Genomic DNA, 16,727 nt, shown 5'->3' with positions numbered 1-16,727 from the left:
GCATTTCCCCGATATTTTCAATGTGAAAAATGCATATCGATCTGCGCCAGCTCCGTCACTTCATCGCCCTCGCCGAACAGCGCAGTTTTGTCGCGGCCGCGGTGGCGGTGAACCTGTCGCAATCGGCCTTCAGCCGCAGCATCCAGGCCCTGGAACACAGCGTCGGCTGCCAGTTGGTGGATCGTGGGCGCAAGGACCTGGCGCCGACCAAACAGGGGCTGGTGCTGCTCGAACATGCGCGGCGGCTGGTCAGCGGCGCGCAGCAACTGGCCAACGAGATCAGCCAGTTCAACGGCCTGGAGGCCGGCGAGCTGCGCTTCGGTTGCGGCCCGGCGCCGGCGGCGGGGCTGATCCCCCGGGCCATCGGCAGTTTTATCGGGCGTTATCCCAAGGCGCGGGTGCAGTTCCAGGTGGACGACTGGCAAACCTTGAGCAAGCGTCTGCTCAGCGAAGAGTTCGAGTTTTTCGTCGCCGACACCCGGCACTTCGAGGCCAACCCGGATTACCTGACCCAACGCCTGCGCCCGCGCAAATGGCATTTCTGCTGCCGCGCCGGGCACCCGCTGGCCCGGCAGGGCAGCGTCAGCGCCGCCGAATTGATGAGTTATCCCCTGGCGGTGACCATCCGCCCGCCGAACCTGCGCAAGGTCATCGTCGACCTCAGCGGCCGGCCGGACTTCGCCCCGAATGTGGAATGCGAGAACAGCTACAGCCTGCTCGGCGTGGTGCTGCGCTCGGACGCCATCGGCATCGTCGGTTCCTACAGCGACGCGCTGCACCAGGCCAGGGGCGAACTGGTGTGCCTGAAGATCGAAGGCCTGGCCGACGACCTGGAGGAGCTGTACACCCGCTACGGCATCGTCAGCCGCGCCGGCTACCGGCTGTCGCCGCTGGCCGAGGCGATGATCGAGGAGATCAAGCGCACCGATGCGCTGGATGAGGACCTGTGTTCGCTGGAGAATTTCGCCGTTTGAAACGCCGCGTCCTGTAGCCGCTGCCGCAGGCTGCGATCGGCGGCGTAGCCGTCGCCAAGCCTGCCAACGCGCTTTTTCAGGCATATCGCGGACTCAGGGTTTGCGGTTGCTCTGCAACCGATCGCAGGCTCGGCAGCGGCTACAGAGATCGCATCCTCCGATGCAGACCGCGCATGAAAAGCATGCGCCGAATGCGCTTGTGGTAACGCCCCGCTGGAAGCGAAAAACCTCGCCTGTCTTTCGATTGGTGAAGCCCATGTCCAACCCCGTCCCATCCGTGCGCAATGTGCTGTACATCATGTGCGACCAACTGCGTCGCGATTACTTGTCGTGCTACGGCCACCCCCACCTGCACACGCCGAACATCGACCGTCTGGCCGCCACCGGCGTGCGTTTCACCCGGGCCTACACCCAGGGCACCATCTGCGGACCGTCGCGGATGTCGGCCTACACCGGGCGCTATGTCAGTAGCCACCAGGTGGCGTGGAACGCCGTGCCGCTGCCCCTGGAAGAACTGACCCTCGGCGACTACCTGCGCCCCCACGGCATCCGCACTGCGCTGGTGGGCAAGACCCACGCCACGCCCAACCTCGATGCCCTGCAACGCCTGGCCATCGACCCCGAGAGCCGGCAGGCCGAAGCCCTCAACGAGGTGGGTTTCGAGCCCTACCTGCGCCACGACGGGATCTTCCCCGACAGCCCGCTGTTCGACGACAAGCGCGAGTCGGCGCCCTACACCCATTACCTGCGCGCGCAGGGTTACGAAGGGCGCAACCCGTGGCACGACTGGGCCAACGCCGCCGAAAGTGAACGGGGCGAAATCCTCAGCGGCTGGCACATGCGCCATGCCCACCTGCCAGCCCGCGTCCCCGAGCAGCATTCGGAAACCGTCTACACCACCGACCGCGCCCTGGACTTCATCCAGGAGCAGGGCGAGCGGCCCTGGTGCCTGCACCTGTCCTATATCAAGCCGCACTGGCCCTATATCGCCCCGGCGCCCTACCACGCGCTGTACGCGGCCGAGCAGGTGATCGCCCCGATACGCACCAGCACGGAAGAGGCCAGCGACCACCCGGTGTACGCCGCGTTTCGCCAGCACGAAGAGAGCCGCAACTTCTCTCGCGACGAAGTGCGCCTGAACGTGGTGCCGACCTACATGGGCCTGATCAAGCAGGTGGACGATCAGCTCGGCCGGCTGTTCGATTTCCTGCAAGGCAGCGGCCGCTGGGACGACACCCTGATCGTGTTCACCAGCGACCACGGCGACTTTCTCGGCGATCACTGGCTGGGGGAAAAGGAGTTTTTATTGGAGCCGGCGGTGGGCGTGCCGCTGATCGTGCGCGACCCGCGGGCGGCGGCGGATATCAGCCGGGGCACGGCGGACGAGCGCCTGGTGGAGACCATAGACACCCTGCCGACCTTCCTCGAAGCCCTGGGGCTGCCCGGTGCCGAGCATCGGCTGGAAGGCCGTTCGCTGATCCCGCTGCTGCACGGCACGGCCGGCGACTGGCGCCGCTACGCCATCAGCGAATACGACTACGCCTTCCAGGCCCCGGCCCGGGAGCGCCTGGCGCAGCCCATCGACCGCTGCCGCATGACCATGGTGCGCAGCGAACGCTGGAAGTACCTGGCCTACGACGGCTTCCGCCCGCAGCTGTTCGACCTCGACAACGACCCGCAGGAATTGCACGACCTCGGCGCCGACCCGGCCTATGCGGCGGTGCGCGAGGAGCATCTGGGGTATCTGTTCGACTGGCTGCGCGGCTTGAAACGCCGGACCACCATCAGCCACGAAGAGATCGATCTGCGCGGGCAGCGGTTTCGTTATGGCGAACCGGAGGCGGAGAAGGTGGTGCAGATCGGGGTGTGGTAGGGCGGCGGTTTCAAGGGGCCTATCGCAGGCCGCGTTCGGAGGACGGTCGCGGCGGTCTCGGGGCCCTCGGAGGTCCTGCGGACCTTTCGCAGCCTCGCAGGCTCGGCAGCGGCTACAGGCGTCCGGCTTCTACCTGTTCCTGTAGCCGCTGTCGAGCGGAGCGAGGCTGCGATCGCCCCGCAGGGGCGCAACGATTCAACGTCCAGCGGATTATTCAAAGCCCCTTGATAGTCTGGCTACGCTGCCCCTGCACGCCCACCGGCACGTCGCCCTTGAGGGTCACGCGGCGCACGATGCGGTCCTGGGTGCCGTAGTCGTCGACCGCGTAATGCTGGGTCGAACGGTTGTCCCAGATCGCCACGTCGCCGGCGGTCCAGCGCCAGCGCACGGTGTTTTCCAGGCGGGTGACATGGCTTTGCAACAGGTTGAACAGGTGCGCCGAGTCGGCCTGGGTATAGCCCTTGATGCGTTTGACGAAATGCCCCAGCACCAGGCTCTTCTCGCCGCTCACCGGGTGCACGCGCACCAGCGGGTGCTCGGTCTCATAGACGGTGGAAGTGAAGATCTTGCGGTAGCGCTCGAGCTTTTCCACCGACACGTCCGGCTTGGCCCCGGCGTAGTCGTACTCGTTGCTGTGCACCGCCCAGAGCTTGTCCGCCAGCTCGCGCAGCTCCGCCGGCAGCTCGTTGTAGGCCGCGGCGGTGTTGGCCCAGACCGTGTCGCCGCCGGAGGCCGGGGCCACCACCGAACGCAGGATCGAGGCTTTCGGGTAGGCGTCGACGAAGGTCACATCGGTGTGCCAGGAGTTGGCGCGCTGGCCCTCGGCGCCGTCCAGTTCGAGCAGGTAACGGGTGCCGTCGCGCACCGGCACCGTGGGGTGCGCCACCGGCTCGCCGAGCAGGTGGGCAAAGGCTTCCTGGCTCTGGTCGTCGAGGTGGGCCTGGCCACGGAAGAAGATCACCTTGTGCTGCACCAGCGCCTGCTGGATGGCCTCGACGGTGGCGGCGTCCAGCGCGCCGGACAGTTGCACGCCCCGGATCTCGGCGCCGATACGGCCGGCCACCGGGTGGATCTCAAGCGCCTGGACAGCGGGTTTAACGGCTAATGCGGCATTGCTCATCGGGTAGACCCTCTTCTGACTGCTGACGGTTGGCCGGCAGCGAAACAACGCTCTATCTATATTCATTTTAGATCTAATAGATAATTACATGCTTCGTTGACGGAATAAGAGCTTGCATTTAAAACCTCATTCCTCACTCGTCGCAAATGCCTTCGGGCTATTTTTCGGATGCCGGGAAAGCATATGGATCTTCGCCAGTTGCGTTACTTCATCGCCCTCAACGAGCACCGCAGTTTCGTCCGTGCGGCCGACGCCATGGGCATCACCCAGCCGGCCTTCAGCCGCAGCATCCAGGGGCTGGAGCAGGAGTTCGGTTGCGTGCTGGTGGACCGCGGCAACAAGGACCTGCGCCCCACCCCGGAAGGCCAGGTGGTGCTGCAACACGCCCTGAGCCTGGTGCAGGGCGCAGCCCTGTTGAGCAGCGAAGTGACGCAGATGACCAAGCTCGACGCCGGCGAACTGCGCTTCGGTTGCGGCCCGGCGCCGGCGGTGAAACTGGTGCCCGACGCGGTGGCGCAATTCACTGGCACGCACCCGAAGGTGCGCGTCTGCCTGGAGGTGGATAACTGGGAAAAACTCAGCCGCAGCCTGAGCCGCGAAGAAATCGAGTTCTTTATCGCCGACATCCGCCATTTCGAGGCCGACCCGAACTTCCAGACCCAGCCGCTGACGCCCAAGCGCGGGGTGTTTTTCTGCCGCCCCGGGCACCCGCTGCTGGCCAAGGAAAGCCTGTCGACCAACGACATGTTCGACTACCCGCTGGCCGCTACGCTGATCCCGCCGGGGATCCGCAAGCTGCTGGCCAACCTCAGCGGGCGCATCGACTTTGCCCCGACCATCCAGACCGAACACTTCCCGGCGCTAGTGAAGATCGTGCGCCAGTCGAACGCGATCGGCGTAGGCACCGCCGAGGCCTTCGTCGAGGACATCGAGCAGGGTTCCCTGGCGCTGCTGCACTGGCGCAACCTGCCGCAGAACCTCGAGAGCATGAACGCCCGCTGCGGCATCGTCAGCCGCACCGGTTTCCGCCTGTCCCCGGCGGCGCGCAAGATGATCGAGGTGCTGGTGGCGGTGGATCGGCAGCAGGTCGACATGGCGTCGTAGTGGGTCTTGAGGGCCTCTCGCGGGCAAGCCTCGCTCCTACAGAAGACGCGATTTCCTGTAGCCGCTGCCGAGCCCGCGAGGCTGCGATCGGCCCCGCAGGGGCCGCAAAACCGGGCACCGCGTTCCTCCCGGTAAACCGCGTGGACAGGTTTGGCGAGGACTGCGTCCTCGATCGCAGCCTCGCAGGCTCGGCAGCGGCTACGGGGCGTGTTCCAGGTGGCTTAAAGGCCGGCGGCAGCCAGTTGCGGCGCTACCCATTCGCTGACGTTGAACGGCTTGCGGATCAGCCGTTGCTGCGCGGCCAGGTCCACGGCGTCTTGCAGTTTGCCGAGGAACACCGGGTCCAGGGTCGAGGGGAAGATTTCGCTGAAGCGCTGGTCCTTGAGGTCCTGCTGCAGCACCACCGGCGGGTAGCTGGCCAGCCCCGAGACCAGCTGGATATAAGCCTCCTTGTTGCTGTCCTGGGTCAGCCACTGCACCGCCTGCTGCTGGGCCTTGAGCAGTTTCTCCACCACCTCGGGATGGGCGTCGACGAACGCGCCGCTGCCCACCAGCACTGCCTGCACGCTACCCGCGCCGCCCAGGTCCTTGGTGTTCAGCGGCACCTCGGCCAGGCCCTTGGCCTGCAAGGCATTCAGGTTGGCGCCGCCCCAGGAGGCATCGATCTGCCTGGCCGCCAAGGCCGCCACCGCCGCGTTGAAATCCAGGTTGATGATCTTCAGGTCCTTCTCGCTCAGGCCCTGGCTGGCCAGCGCCGCATCCAGCGACAGCTGGGTGGCCGTGCCGCGGAACACTGCGACCCGCTTGCCCTTGAGGTCCTGCAGGGTCTTGATCCCCGAGCCCGGCACCACCCCCAGGTATTGCTTGACCCCGCGGGCCGTGGCGCTGAGCAGGCGGGTATCCAGGCCGTTGGACTTGCCGATGATCGCCGCCAGGTCCCCCAGATAGGCCAGGTCCACCTGACCGTTGGCGAACGCCTCGTTGATCACCGGGCCGGCGCCCTTGAAGTAGTTCCACTGGATGCTGATGCCCTGGTCGGCGAAGGCCTTTTCGAAGATCTGCTGCTGACGCAATACATCGGTGATCCCGCCGCCGCTGTGTTGGGTGCCGGCGCTGAGGTCCGGCACGGCGATGCGGATCTGCTTGAGTTCGTCCGCCTGGGCCAGCCACGGCAGGCTGCCCAGAAGCCCGGCCAGGGCCGGCGCGGCGAATACACGGAAGACGCGTTTGAAAGGAAGGTTCATAAGGTGGGGCTCCTGGCTGCGACGGGCATTGAGGAGCTGAAGGTAGGCCGAAGGCGATCCAGGCTTTAAATACTATAAATTCACATTTTAATAGCCATATCGAATAAATCAGTCAGAACGCGGCTCTGCGCGAGCCATGCATGAACCGCATCGAAAATATTCTCCAAATGCATTGGCTGCAGCGCACCCGCGCAGCCTTAAATGGCCTCTCTTATCTCCCAATAGCATCGATAAAACTTTTTATATAACCAAAAAACATTTTGTAGGAGCGAGCGGGCGGCGATCCGACTTGCCCGCGATGGCGGCATCAAGGCCACAACCGGCCTGCGGCCTATCGCGGGCAAGCCTCGCTCCTACGCAAGAACAAAAGCAAAAGCTGCAGCCCAACCCGACAACGGAGGTCATCCATGGCCCGTGTTTCCCTTCTCAGCCTGCCGTTGGCCGCGCCCGCCGATCAGCCGCTGTCCTGGCCGCGCCTCAACCGGCGGCTGCTGCCCTGGCTGCTGCCCCTGGGCCTGTTCGCCCTGTGGTGGCTGGCCGCCCGCCAGGGGTGGATGAGCGAGCAGATCCTGCCGGCCCCGGCGCTGGTCTGGCACAGCGCCCTGGAACTGGCCGGCGGCGAGCTGTGGAGCCATCTGGCGATCAGCCTGCAACGGCTGTTCTGGGGCCTGCTGGCGGGCATCGGCGCCGGTGCCTTGCTCGGGGCGGCACTGGGTGCCAGTCCGCGCCTGGAACGCCTGGTGTTCCCCACTTTCGCCGCCTTGGCCCAAGTGCCGACCCTGGCCTGGATCCCGCTGTTCATGGTGTTTTTCGGCATCGGCGAGCTGCTCAAGCTGGTGGTGCTGGTCAAGGCCATCGTGGTGCCGGTGACCCTGCACACCTTGGTCGGCGTACGCGACGCCCAGCCCAAGTTGCGCGAAGCCGCCGCGGTGCTGCGCCTGCCGCCGCACCTGATGATTCGCCGGCTGGTGCTGCCTGCCGCCCTGCCCGCCTTCATGGCTGGTGTGCGCCTGGCCCTGGCCGCCGGCTGGACCTCGTTGCTGGCGGTGGAACTGCTGGCCTCCAGCGAAGGCATCGGCTACCTGATGGTCTGGGCCCGCCAGCTGTTCATGCTGGATATCGTCTTCGTCTGCATCGTGGCGATCGGGGCGATAGGCGTGGCCATGGACCGCGCCGTCGGCCTGCTGGATAAAGCCTTGGTGCACTGGCCGCACCCGGCCATCGCGCAGATCCGCCGCGGCCCGCGTTATCAAGGCTGGCAACGCCTGCAGCCGTGGCTGCTGCCGCTGTCGCTGCTGGCGCTGTGGCAACTGGCGAACCGCCTGGAATGGGTCGACGCCAATATCCTGGTCAGCCCCTTGGCGGTGCTCGACACCACCTGGCACGGCCTGCTCGACGGCACGCTGTCCAGCGGCCTGGCCCTGAGCTTGGAACGCACCCTGGGCGGCCTGCTGCTGGGCGGCGGCCTGGGGTTTGCCCTGGGCCTGCTGCTGGGCCTGTCGCCGCTGAGCGAACGTCTTTTCGGACCGACCCTGGCAGCCGCACGGCAGATCGCCATTTTCGCCTGGGTGCCCTTGCTCACCGCCTGGTTCGGCCTCGGGGAACTGGCGAAATGGGTGTTCGTCGCCCTGGCCGCGTTCTTCCCGCTGTTCATCGCCACCCAGCGCAGCGTCGCCAACCTGTCGCCGCAACTGGCGGAGGCCGCCCAGGTCTTGCGCCTGAGCCTCTGGCAACGCCTGCGGCGCCTGGTGCTGCCGGGCGCGGCGCCGGGGATCTTCGCCGGCCTGCGCCTGAGCCTGATCTACGCCTGGCTGGGCACCATCGGCGCGGAATATTTCATGCCGTCCAACGGCGGCATCGGCAGCCAGATGATCGGCGCCCAGCAGCTGTTGCGCATGGACCTGATCCTGGCCGGCATGCTCCTGGTGGGCCTGACCGGCGCCCTGCTCAACCTGCTCGGCCAACAGCTCGAACGCCGCGCCACCCGCTGGAGACACGCATGAACGCACCCGTACCGATAGTCAGCTTCAACCAGGTCGGCAAGACCTTCGAGGTCGCCGGCGGTGAGCTGGAAGCGATCCGCGAATTCAACCTGGAGATCGCCGAGGGCGAATTCGTCGCCATCGTCGGCGCCAGCGGTTGCGGCAAGTCCACCCTGCTGCGCCTGCTGATCGGCCTGGACACGCAGTTTCGCGGCGAGATCCGCATCGACGGCAAAGCCGTCAGCGGCATCGGCGGCGAACGCGGCATCGTGTTCCAGGAACACCGCCTGTTCCCCTGGCTGACGGTCGAGGACAACATCGGCCTGGGCCTGGTCAACGAGCCCCTGGGCAACGCGCAACGGCAGAAACGTATCGCCGATTTCATCGAACTGGTCGGCCTGAGCGACTTCAGCCGCGCCTACCCGCACCAGCTGTCCGGCGGCATGGCGCAACGGGTGGCCATCGCCCGCGGCCTGGTGGCCAGCCCGCGCCTCCTGCTGCTGGACGAACCCTTCGGTGCCCTCGATGCGCTGACCCGCCAGCAGATGCAGGACGAGCTGCTGGCGATCCGCGAACGGGCGCGGATCACCACGGTGCTGGTCACCCACGATGTCGAGGAAGCGATCTTCCTCGCCGACCGCGTGGTGGTGATGGAGCCGCGCCCCGGCCGCATCAAGCGCGTGGTGAACATCGCCCTGCGCCATCCACGGCAGCGCAGCAGCTTCGACTTCCACCAACTGCGCGAAGAACTGCTCCACGAACTGACCCGCGATGAGCACTACCAGCTGCCCTTGCCCGCTCAGATCCGTGACCTGCCCCTGGCCTTTATTGCTTGCTGATATGGAGTGAACCGATGCCGCAACGTCCCAACTTCCTGGTGATCCTGGCCGACGACCTGGGCTTTTCCGACCTCGGCGCGTTCGGCGGCGAAATCGCCACGCCGAACCTCGATGCCCTGGCGTTCAATGGCCTGCGCCTGACCGACTTCCACACCGCGCCGACCTGCTCGCCGACCCGTTCCATGCTGCTCACCGGCACCGATCACCATATCGCCGGCATCGGCACCATGGCCGAGGCCCTGACCCCGGAACTGATCGGCAAGCCAGGCTACGAAGGCCACCTCAACGATCGTGTGGCGGCCCTGCCCGAGCTGCTGCGCGAGGCCGGCTACCAGACCCTGATGAGCGGCAAATGGCACCTGGGCCTGACCGCCGAACTGGCGCCCCATGCCCGGGGTTTCGAGCGCTCGTTCTCGCTGTTGCCCGGCGCGGCCAACCACTACGGGTTCGAGCCGCCCTACGACGAAACCACCCCGGGCCTGCTCAAATCCACCCCGGCGCTGTACATCGAGGACGACCGTTTCGTCGACCAGTTGCCCAAGGATTTCTATTCCTCCGACGCCTTCGGCGACAAGCTGCTGCAGTACCTCAAGGAGCGCGACCAGACCCGGCCGTTCTTCGCCTACCTGCCGTTCTCGGCGCCGCACTGGCCGTTGCAGGCGCCCGAGGAAGTGGTCGCCAAATACCGGGGCCGCTACGACGCCGGCCCCGAAGCGCTGCGCCTGGAGCGCCTGGAAAACCTCAAGCGGCTCGGGCTGATCGACGCCGATGTGGAGCCCCATCCGCTGGTGGGGCTGAACGCCGAATGGGCCGCCTTGAGCGAAGAGCAGCGCCAGGTGTCGGCGCGAGCCATGGAGGTCTACGCGGCGATGGTCGAGCGCATGGACTGGAACATCGGCCGGGTGGTGGACTACCTGCGCCAGCAGGGCCAGCTGGACAACACCTTTATCCTGTTCATGTCCGACAACGGCGCCGAAGGCGCGCTGCTGGAGGCCTTCCCCAAATTCGGCCCGGAGCTGCTGACTTACCTCAACCAGCACTACGACAACAGCCTGGGCAATATCGGCCGCGCCAACTCCTACGTCTGGTACGGCCCGGCCTGGGCCCAGGCCGCCACCGCGCCGTCGCGACTGTTCAAGGCTTTCACCAGCGAAGGCGGGATCCGCGTGCCGGCGCTGGTGCATTACCCGCAGCTGTCGCTCAAGGGCCGGATCAGCCATGGCTTCGGCACGGTGATGGACATCGTCCCGACCGTTCTCGACCTGGCCGGCGTGCGCCATCCGGGCAAGCGTTGGCGCGGCCGGGACATCGCGCCGTTGCGGGGCAAGTCGTGGCTGGGCTTCCTCTCCGGCGAAACAGCGCAGGTGCATGACGAACACACCGTCACCGGCTGGGAGCTGTTCGGCCGCCGGGCGATTCGCCAGGGCCAGTGGAAAGCCGTGTATATCCCTGGCCCCGTGGGCCCGGCGATCTGGCAGTTGTATGACCTGGATCGCGATCCGGGGGAGGTCCACGATCTGGCGCAAAGCCAGCCGGACAAGCTCGCCGCCCTGATCGGCCATTGGCAGCGCTATGTGGAAGAGACAGGGGTAATCCTCAGCGCCTCGCCGTTCCAGCCGGATTGATGCCCGGTCCCCTGTAGCCGCGCGATCGACCGGCACGGTCGCGGCGCTCACCAGGCCCCAGGAAGTCCTGCGGGCCTTGCGCAGCCTGTGGCAGCGGCTACAGGTTTTGATTCGCGCTATCTCTCCCTCCTTTTCCTGCCGTCCTTGCTTGAACGTCGATTGGCGCACTCATGATTATGCATAAATGCATATTAATGCTTGCATGCATAACTGTGTTTTTATACAGTACACAGCCTAAGGAAATGCTTCTCAATACGCCTTACGCGTTGCGACTCGCACCCTCAGGATCATTCAATCTAGGAACAGGACTTCATGGCAGAAAAAAACATTCTGGTTAACCGCGGCATTCAACCCGGCACCAGTATCGGCAGCAGCCCTTCGCGCTTTGGCAACGGCTGGAACACCCGCAGCTACAACACCGACATGACCTCCGGCGCCGGTGCCGGGCTCTCCAGCACGGTCTCCGTCAACGGCGCCCCCACCAGCGGCGGTCACGCCATGGCGCAGGTCCCGTTCTACCTGCTGCAAAGCGCCCTGGAAGAATCGTTGGCCGAAGGAAACGGCTGGCTCCCGTATGAGTCCTATCCCGACCTGGGCATGGACTTCTGGGGCACGATCCCGATTCAGCTCTACGAAACGCGCCGGGAACTGGCCTCCAAATTCGACCGCGAACGCAATCAGCAGCTCGCGGCCGTCAAGGCCGAACTCAATGGCGCCGGGGTGTCGCACGCCAGCGTCGACGTGATCAACCGCTCCCTCAAGTTCGTGCAGAAAAAGCTGGGCGAGTGGGAAGACAAACTGGCGGCCAGCGTTGCCAGGCTGATGCAGAACCCGGCCAAGGACTACCTTGAGCGCACTATCGACGACATTCTCGCCGACCTGAAAAAGATCGGCGAATACGACGCCCCGGCAGCAATCGACCAGGAACTGGCCGGGTTCAAGAACGCCTGCGAAACCGCCAACAATCTGGTCATCCGCGACTTGCTGGCCCAGGAAAACGCCAACCTGGTGGACAGCCGCAGCGCGCTGAACGCCATTGCCCAAGCCAAGCTGATGGCCAGCATGACTGCCCAGGAACAGAGCCAGGCGCTGGCCCAGCAGCCGTTGTTCGACGCCGATTACCTGCGCGACAAGGAAGGCGGCCTGCAGACGACCGGCTACATCCCGATGGAACAGGGCGTGCCAGTGGGCGAGTCCGGCGTGACCTTGGGAGTCGGGGTGGACCTGGGTGGCAAGACCGCCGCCTCGCTGCTCAACGACGGCGTGCCGCCGAGCCTGGTGTCGATCCTCGGCGAATACACCGGGCTGCGCGGCCAGCAAGCCCTGAACAAGCTGCAGCAAAAGCCGCTGGTCGTTAGCGAGGCCCAGGCCAGGGAGCTGACCGCCATTTACTTTGAAATCATCTCTTCGGCCGTGGAAAGACGCATCGACAAAGTCGCGGGTGCCGGGAAATTCCGCAGCATTCCCTTCCACACCCGTACCGCGATCATCGATCTGGCGTACCAGTACAACGACAACCTGGCGGCAAGGACGCCGAAAACCTGGGGGATGATTATCGGCGGCGACTGGAAAGGCCTGGTGCAGGAGTTGCACAACTTCGGCGACGCCTACCCGACGCGCAGGGAAGCCGAAGCCAAGTTGATTCAAGGCGATATCGACAGGGGCCTGCTCAAGTAAAACAACGCCTGCGCCATGCTCGATCCATGGCGCAGGCCTCAGCCCCGGGTGATGTCGCAGGCCGGGGTCTTCGGCAGTTCCTTGACCACGACGTAATGCCCGGCGCGGTTTTTCTCGACCAGCAAAGGCGAGGCAAACAGGTAGCTACCGCGCAGGTTATGGTCGACAAAGCAGATAGTGATGCCCTTGCTCCCCTGCTCCATCACCCTGACGCTGTAGATCCAGCTTCGTTCTTCGTCCACCGCGCTGTAGGTGCCCTCGACGCCTGCGGCCTTCTCGTAGACCCGATAGGGCGTCTGGCCCAGCGTAGTGCCGTCCGGGTAGTGCCCCGGCCGCAAGGAATTGCGAAAGCCGTTCACTTCCAGATTCTTCAAGATACTCAGCGCCAACGCCTCGTCGTTGCCGCCTGCCGCCGAGTCGGCCAGTGACACGCCGCCGACACTCATCAAGGCCCCGGCGATCAACAGCCTTACCGCACTTTTCATACCCGCTCCCTGTCGATGCCCGTCCACGGGCACCGGGATGTTCCCGGCGCCGCATTACCTTGCGTTTAACGTTATCGATCCTTGGATATTTAACCAGAGAGAGGGCCCACCCACTCAGGCCCGTGCCGTATGCGCCGGTTGCGTCGCCGCCTGTTCCTTGCGGGTAAACCGGTTGGCCCGGCCGAAGGTGCCGAAATCATTGAAGCGCACGCCCATCTCGGCCATCACCTTATGCGCCACCGGCGCGGTCAGCTGGCGGATGTAGAACGGTTCCTTGACCACGAAATGGTGGATGCCGTGGGTGCTGCCGAAGTTGCAGCAGAACGCCTGCAGCGGCCACAGCCACCAGGGGTTGAGCACCTGGGTCTGCTGGATCACGTTGCCCGGCTCGATGTCGCCGTAGTAGTGCATGTTCGAGCTGACGAAGTGCAGGCAGAAGGTGCGCAGCACATTGGGACCGATGATCACCACCACGGCGATATCGATCACCTGCATCACCGCCAGGGTATCCGCCGACCAGTCGATGGAGCCGCCCAGCAACGCGGCCACGCCATTGGCCCCGTGGAAGCCGAGAAACAGGTACCAGGCGCCCCAGTGCAGCAGCGCCAGCGGCGCGTAGACCTTGAGGGTGCGCTTGAGAATATTGAGCTTGTGCGCCCAGGTCCTGGCCCGCAGGGTGCGGATCAGCGACGACATGACATTGTCGCCAACCATCAGCAGGCGCGCGAGGCCCCAAGGCTCGCCGTTGGTGATCGCGCGTTCCTCCATGTCGGCCTCGCTGCCGGAGACCTTGTGGTGGTTGAGGTGCAGATGGCGACGGATCCACGGGTTGATGGTGCTCGGCCGCGCCAGCCAGACCAGCGCCAGCATCAGGTTGTGGGGGATGCGCTGCTTGCGGAAATACATGCTGTGGATCAGGTCGTGTTCCAGCTCGTGGGTCAGGGAGGCGAAAAAGGCGTTCAACAACAGACAGGCCCACCAGGCCAGGTAACCGCCAAGGTAGAGCGCCGCCGCGCCGACCATCCCGAGCAGGGCCAAGGCCAGGATGCCCGCGCCCAGGGCGTCCTGATGCTTGAGCAGCGGGTAGCGCTCGCGCAGTTCGACGCCCCGGGCCAGCACCACCTCACGAATATGCGCCGATCGTTGCTGGGCATTCAGCCGGTCGGGACTTGCAGAAGTACCGTGCATGCTTCCATCCTCTGGTTATCGATGTTCGCATCCTGCCCTGCGCCCGCGCCCCGGGCGCTAGCCGCAGACGCCAACCTGTTGACCGGACGCGCCAACCGCCATGACCGAACCCACTTCCCTCGCCAGCTGGACCCGCGCCCTGCGCAAGCAGCTCGATGCCCTGGGCCTGGACAGCTGCGCCCTGTGCCAGCAGGCCGGGCTCGACCCGCAGCTGATGGACGATCCCAACGCCCGCTACCCGCTGTCGGGCACCACCCGCCTGTGGCAGTTGGCGGTGCAGGTCAGCGGCGACCCGGCCATCGGCTTGCGAGTCTCGCGCTTCGTCAGCCCGACCACCTTCCATGCCCTGGGCTATGCGCTGGTGGCCAGCGGCAGCCTGCGGGAAGTGTTCGAGCGCATCGTGCGTTATCACCAGGTGGTCAGCGACGCCCTGGAGCTGGAACTGACCCGTACCGAGGACCGCTATCGCTTCTGCCTGAAAGTCCCCGCGGGCAACCCGGAGCCGGCGCTCGAGGCCATCGACGCCTTCGTCGCGATCTACGTGCGTACCTGCCGCAACCGCCTGGGCCGCGACTACGCGCCGCTGGCGGTGTACCTGCGGCGCCCCGAGCCGGCCGATCCCAAGCCGTGGCACACGGTGTTCCGCGCGCCGATGTTCTTCGCCGCCGACGAGGACTGCCTGGAGTTCGGCCTGCAGGATTTCGACAGTCACCTGGACGACGCCAACCCGGAGCTGGCCGAGCACAACGAAGCGGTGCTCAAGCGCACCCTGGCGCAACTGCAACCCCTGACCTGGGAACGCAAGGTGCGCGGGGTCATCGAGGCCCAACTGCCGGAAGGCGAACCCGCGGCCGAGCGCGTGGCCCAGGCCCTGCACCTGAGCCTGCGCAGCCTGCAACGGCATCTGGCGGACGAAGGCTGCCGCTTCGACACCCTGCTCAACGAATGCCGGGAGAACCTCGCCCTGCTGCACCTGCGCGACCCGCAGTGCTCCCTGAGCGAGATCAGTTACCTGCTGGGTTTCGCCGACGCCAGCAGCTTCAGCCGCGCGTTCAAGCGCTGGACCGGGATGACCCCGGGGCAGTTTCGCGACGGGTTGCGCTAAGGCAGTGCGGTGGGGCCGAGGGCCCTATCGCGGGCAAGCCTCGCTCCTACAGAGTGGCGTTGTTCATCAATATCGCGAACGACACGAACCTGTAGGAGCGAGGCTTGCCCGCGATAGCGATCTGAAGGTCAAACCCCGGCCAACAGTCGCAACCGGTCCTCGTCGAGGATCTCGATCTCGCCGTAACCGAGCTTGAGAATGCCCTGGCCCTGCAAATCCTTGAGGATCTGGTTGGTGGTCTGGCGCGACAGCGAGAGCAGCAGCGCCAGCTGTTCCTGGGGCAGGTGCAGGACCCGGCGCGGGGTGTCGGTCTCGCCGTAGCCGCGGGCGATCATCAACAGGCGGTTGGCCACCCGGGCCGGGGCCGGCATCAGGCTCATCTGCTCGAGGTTGATGAAGGTCAGGCGCAGTTTTTGGCTCATCAGCAGCGCCAGCAGCTGCCAGTATTGCGGGTGTTCGTCCAGCAGTTCGAGCAGCGCCGCCTGGGGCACGTTGAGCAGGCGGCACTGGCCCACGGCATAGGCGTCATGGGTGCGCGGCTGGCCGTCGAACAGGCTGATCTCGCCGAACCAGTGCGGCGCCTCCACCAGGCTCAGCAAGGCCTCCTTGCCCTCTTCACTGACCGCGCCGATGCGCATCGTGCCCTCCAGCACCGCATACAGGCCGCAGGGCGGGTCGCCGCGCTGGAACAGGCGCTGGCCGGGGCCTAGCAGGCGCAAGCGGGCACTGGCCAGCAAACTATTCTGTAAGGGGGCGGGCAAGTGGCTGAACCACTGGCCGCGCATCAGGCACTCACGCCAGAACTGCATATTCATCGATGGTTTCATCCACACGGGCAGCGCGCCGATTGTCGCCTAGCCGACAGAGCCGGCAACCGGCGCAGGGCATGATGCGATCACCCTACAGGAGGAACAACAATGAAAAGCCTCGTCGACCATCTCAGTCAATACGCCGCCTACCACCGCGATCCGCGCAATATCGCCAGCCACTTCGTCGGAATCCCGCTGATTGTGGTGGCCGTCGCGGTGCTGCTGTCGCGCCCGGCCTGGCCGGTGGCCGGGCTGTGGTTGTCGCCGGCGCTGCTGCTGGCCCTGGTGTCATGCGGGTTCTACCTGCGCCTGGAGCTGCGCCTGGGCCTGCTGATGAGTGTGCTGATGGGCTTGTCGGTGTGGGTCGGCCATGCCCTGGCGCAACAGAGCACCCTGGTCTGGCTGGCCAGTGGCGTGGGCCTGTTCGTGATCGGCTGGGCGATCCAGTTCGTCGGCCATTACTACGAAGGGCGCAAGCCGGCCTTTGTCGATGACCTGTCGGGGTTGATCGTCGGGCCGTTGTTCGTGGTGGCGGAGCTGGCGTTCATGCTGGGCTTGCGTCAGGGGCTCAAGCAGGAGATCGAGGCGCGGGTGGGCGGGGTGCGGATCAATCCGAAGCGTGCCGCGATTTAGATCGCAATCGCGGGCAAGCCTCGCTCCTACAGGTCCCGGGTCGAGCACGCCATGTGTCCGACCACGGTC

14 protein-coding genes are annotated in these 16,727 nt (G+C 65.5%); 9 read left to right on the top strand and 5 right to left on the bottom strand.

Annotation, left to right across the window (positions count from 1 at the left end; translation table 11 throughout):
- Window positions 1–29 precede the first annotated feature (29 nt).
- Entirely contained in the window at window positions 30–974 is a 945-nt protein-coding gene (locus tag ACQKQA_RS04225) for a LysR family transcriptional regulator (RefSeq protein ID WP_427553852.1), read from the top strand.
- A gap of 256 nt (window positions 975–1,230) precedes the next feature.
- The gene (locus ACQKQA_RS04220) at window positions 1,231–2,847 is read left to right on the top strand and encodes an alkaline phosphatase family protein (RefSeq protein WP_427553850.1); all 1,617 of its coding nucleotides are present in this window, start codon (window positions 1,231–1,233) and stop codon (window positions 2,845–2,847) included.
- A 214-nt stretch (window positions 2,848–3,061) separates the two neighbouring features.
- Here the strand turns inward: ACQKQA_RS04220 and ACQKQA_RS04215 are convergent, their stop codons facing one another.
- Complete coding sequence (locus ACQKQA_RS04215) at window positions 3,062–3,967, bottom strand: TauD/TfdA dioxygenase family protein (RefSeq protein ID WP_427553848.1); 906 nt, start codon at window positions 3,965–3,967, stop codon at window positions 3,062–3,064.
- Window positions 3,968–4,150: 183 nt separating this feature from the next.
- Here ACQKQA_RS04215 and ACQKQA_RS04210 point away from each other — a divergent pair, with 183 nt between their 5' ends.
- A complete protein-coding gene (locus ACQKQA_RS04210) occupies window positions 4,151–5,071 on the top strand; it encodes a LysR family transcriptional regulator (RefSeq protein ID WP_427553846.1) in 921 nt (306 codons plus the stop codon).
- A 221-nt stretch (window positions 5,072–5,292) separates the two neighbouring features.
- Here the strand turns inward: ACQKQA_RS04210 and ACQKQA_RS04205 are convergent, their stop codons facing one another.
- A complete protein-coding gene (locus tag ACQKQA_RS04205) occupies window positions 5,293–6,315 on the bottom strand; it encodes an ABC transporter substrate-binding protein (protein ID WP_427553844.1) in 1,023 nt (340 codons plus the stop codon).
- A 407-nt stretch (window positions 6,316–6,722) separates the two neighbouring features.
- On the opposite strand from ACQKQA_RS04205, the gene ACQKQA_RS04200 reads away from it, so the two are divergent.
- The 4 genes from ACQKQA_RS04200 to ACQKQA_RS04185 all read left to right on the top strand — a co-directional run bounded on the left by ACQKQA_RS04200 (window position 6,723) and on the right by ACQKQA_RS04185 (window position 12,438).
- A complete protein-coding gene (locus ACQKQA_RS04200) occupies window positions 6,723–8,318 on the top strand; it encodes an ABC transporter permease (RefSeq protein ID WP_427553842.1) in 1,596 nt (531 codons plus the stop codon).
- On the top strand, window positions 8,315–9,136 hold the full coding sequence (locus tag ACQKQA_RS04195) for an ABC transporter ATP-binding protein (RefSeq protein WP_427553840.1): 822 nt from the start codon (window positions 8,315–8,317) through the stop codon (window positions 9,134–9,136). Before ACQKQA_RS04200 ends, ACQKQA_RS04195 begins: the two co-directional genes overlap by 4 nt.
- A 14-nt stretch (window positions 9,137–9,150) precedes the next feature.
- Window positions 9,151–10,761 (top strand): arylsulfatase, encoded by a 1,611-nt coding sequence (locus tag ACQKQA_RS04190; protein ID WP_427553838.1) that lies wholly within the window; start codon window positions 9,151–9,153, stop codon window positions 10,759–10,761.
- 312 nt (window positions 10,762–11,073) lie between these two features.
- The gene (locus tag ACQKQA_RS04185) at window positions 11,074–12,438 is read left to right on the top strand and encodes a pesticin C-terminus-like muramidase (protein WP_427553836.1); all 1,365 of its coding nucleotides are present in this window, start codon (window positions 11,074–11,076) and stop codon (window positions 12,436–12,438) included.
- A gap of 38 nt (window positions 12,439–12,476) precedes the next feature.
- Here ACQKQA_RS04185 and ACQKQA_RS04180 read toward each other — a convergent pair whose 3' ends face one another.
- Together ACQKQA_RS04180 and ACQKQA_RS04175 are read right to left on the bottom strand one after the other, a co-directional pair.
- Window positions 12,477–12,923 (bottom strand): hypothetical protein, encoded by a 447-nt coding sequence (locus tag ACQKQA_RS04180; protein WP_427553834.1) that lies wholly within the window; start codon window positions 12,921–12,923, stop codon window positions 12,477–12,479.
- A 114-nt stretch (window positions 12,924–13,037) separates the two neighbouring features.
- Window positions 13,038–14,111: a fatty acid desaturase gene (locus tag ACQKQA_RS04175; protein WP_427553832.1), complete on the bottom strand. Its 1,074-nt coding sequence runs from the start codon at window positions 14,109–14,111 to the stop codon at window positions 13,038–13,040.
- Window positions 14,112–14,211: 100 nt separating this feature from the next.
- Here ACQKQA_RS04175 and ACQKQA_RS04170 point away from each other — a divergent pair, with 100 nt between their 5' ends.
- Window positions 14,212–15,216, top strand: coding sequence for an AraC family transcriptional regulator (locus tag ACQKQA_RS04170; protein ID WP_427553830.1), 1,005 nt, complete (start codon window positions 14,212–14,214; stop codon window positions 15,214–15,216).
- Window positions 15,217–15,344: 128 nt separating this feature from the next.
- On the opposite strand, the gene ACQKQA_RS04165 is transcribed toward ACQKQA_RS04170, so the two are convergent.
- Entirely contained in the window at window positions 15,345–16,031 is a 687-nt protein-coding gene (locus ACQKQA_RS04165; protein ID WP_427553828.1) for a Crp/Fnr family transcriptional regulator, read from the bottom strand.
- Window positions 16,032–16,133: 102 nt separating this feature from the next.
- Here ACQKQA_RS04165 and ACQKQA_RS04160 point away from each other — a divergent pair, with 102 nt between their 5' ends.
- The gene (locus tag ACQKQA_RS04160; protein ID WP_427553826.1) at window positions 16,134–16,658 is read left to right on the top strand and encodes a DUF962 domain-containing protein; all 525 of its coding nucleotides are present in this window, start codon (window positions 16,134–16,136) and stop codon (window positions 16,656–16,658) included.
- Window positions 16,659–16,727 lie beyond the last annotated feature (69 nt).

This window comes from Pseudomonas sp. NPDC089530 (genome assembly GCF_050280705.1).
GTDB lineage: Bacteria > Pseudomonadota > Gammaproteobacteria > Pseudomonadales > Pseudomonadaceae > Aquipseudomonas.
The sequence above is the reverse complement of the archived record's forward strand: the minus strand, read 5'-3'. Positions and strand labels throughout refer to the sequence as shown.

Excerpts from the sequence above, each read along its gene's own strand:
- ACQKQA_RS04215 (WP_427553848.1), bottom strand. The coding sequence starts at position 3,967 with ATGAGCAATGCCGCATTAGCCGTTAAACCCGCTGTCCAGGCGCTTGAG.
- ACQKQA_RS04165 (WP_427553828.1), bottom strand. The coding sequence starts at position 16,031 with ATGAATATGCAGTTCTGGCGTGAGTGCCTGATGCGCGGCCAGTGGTTC.
- ACQKQA_RS04180 (WP_427553834.1), bottom strand. The coding sequence starts at position 12,923 with ATGAAAAGTGCGGTAAGGCTGTTGATCGCCGGGGCCTTGATGAGTGTC.
- ACQKQA_RS04170 (WP_427553830.1), top strand. The coding sequence starts at position 14,212 with ATGACCGAACCCACTTCCCTCGCCAGCTGGACCCGCGCCCTGCGCAAG.
- ACQKQA_RS04175 (WP_427553832.1), bottom strand. The coding sequence starts at position 14,111 with ATGCACGGTACTTCTGCAAGTCCCGACCGGCTGAATGCCCAGCAACGA.
- ACQKQA_RS04200 (WP_427553842.1), top strand. The coding sequence starts at position 6,723 with ATGGCCCGTGTTTCCCTTCTCAGCCTGCCGTTGGCCGCGCCCGCCGAT.
- ACQKQA_RS04205 (WP_427553844.1), bottom strand. The coding sequence starts at position 6,315 with ATGAACCTTCCTTTCAAACGCGTCTTCCGTGTATTCGCCGCGCCGGCC.
- ACQKQA_RS04190 (WP_427553838.1), top strand. The coding sequence starts at position 9,151 with ATGCCGCAACGTCCCAACTTCCTGGTGATCCTGGCCGACGACCTGGGC.
- ACQKQA_RS04225 (WP_427553852.1), top strand. The coding sequence starts at position 30 with ATGCATATCGATCTGCGCCAGCTCCGTCACTTCATCGCCCTCGCCGAA.
- ACQKQA_RS04160 (WP_427553826.1), top strand. The coding sequence starts at position 16,134 with ATGAAAAGCCTCGTCGACCATCTCAGTCAATACGCCGCCTACCACCGC.
- ACQKQA_RS04195 (WP_427553840.1), top strand. The coding sequence starts at position 8,315 with ATGAACGCACCCGTACCGATAGTCAGCTTCAACCAGGTCGGCAAGACC.
- ACQKQA_RS04185 (WP_427553836.1), top strand. The coding sequence starts at position 11,074 with ATGGCAGAAAAAAACATTCTGGTTAACCGCGGCATTCAACCCGGCACC.
- ACQKQA_RS04220 (WP_427553850.1), top strand. The coding sequence starts at position 1,231 with ATGTCCAACCCCGTCCCATCCGTGCGCAATGTGCTGTACATCATGTGC.
- ACQKQA_RS04210 (WP_427553846.1), top strand. The coding sequence starts at position 4,151 with ATGGATCTTCGCCAGTTGCGTTACTTCATCGCCCTCAACGAGCACCGC.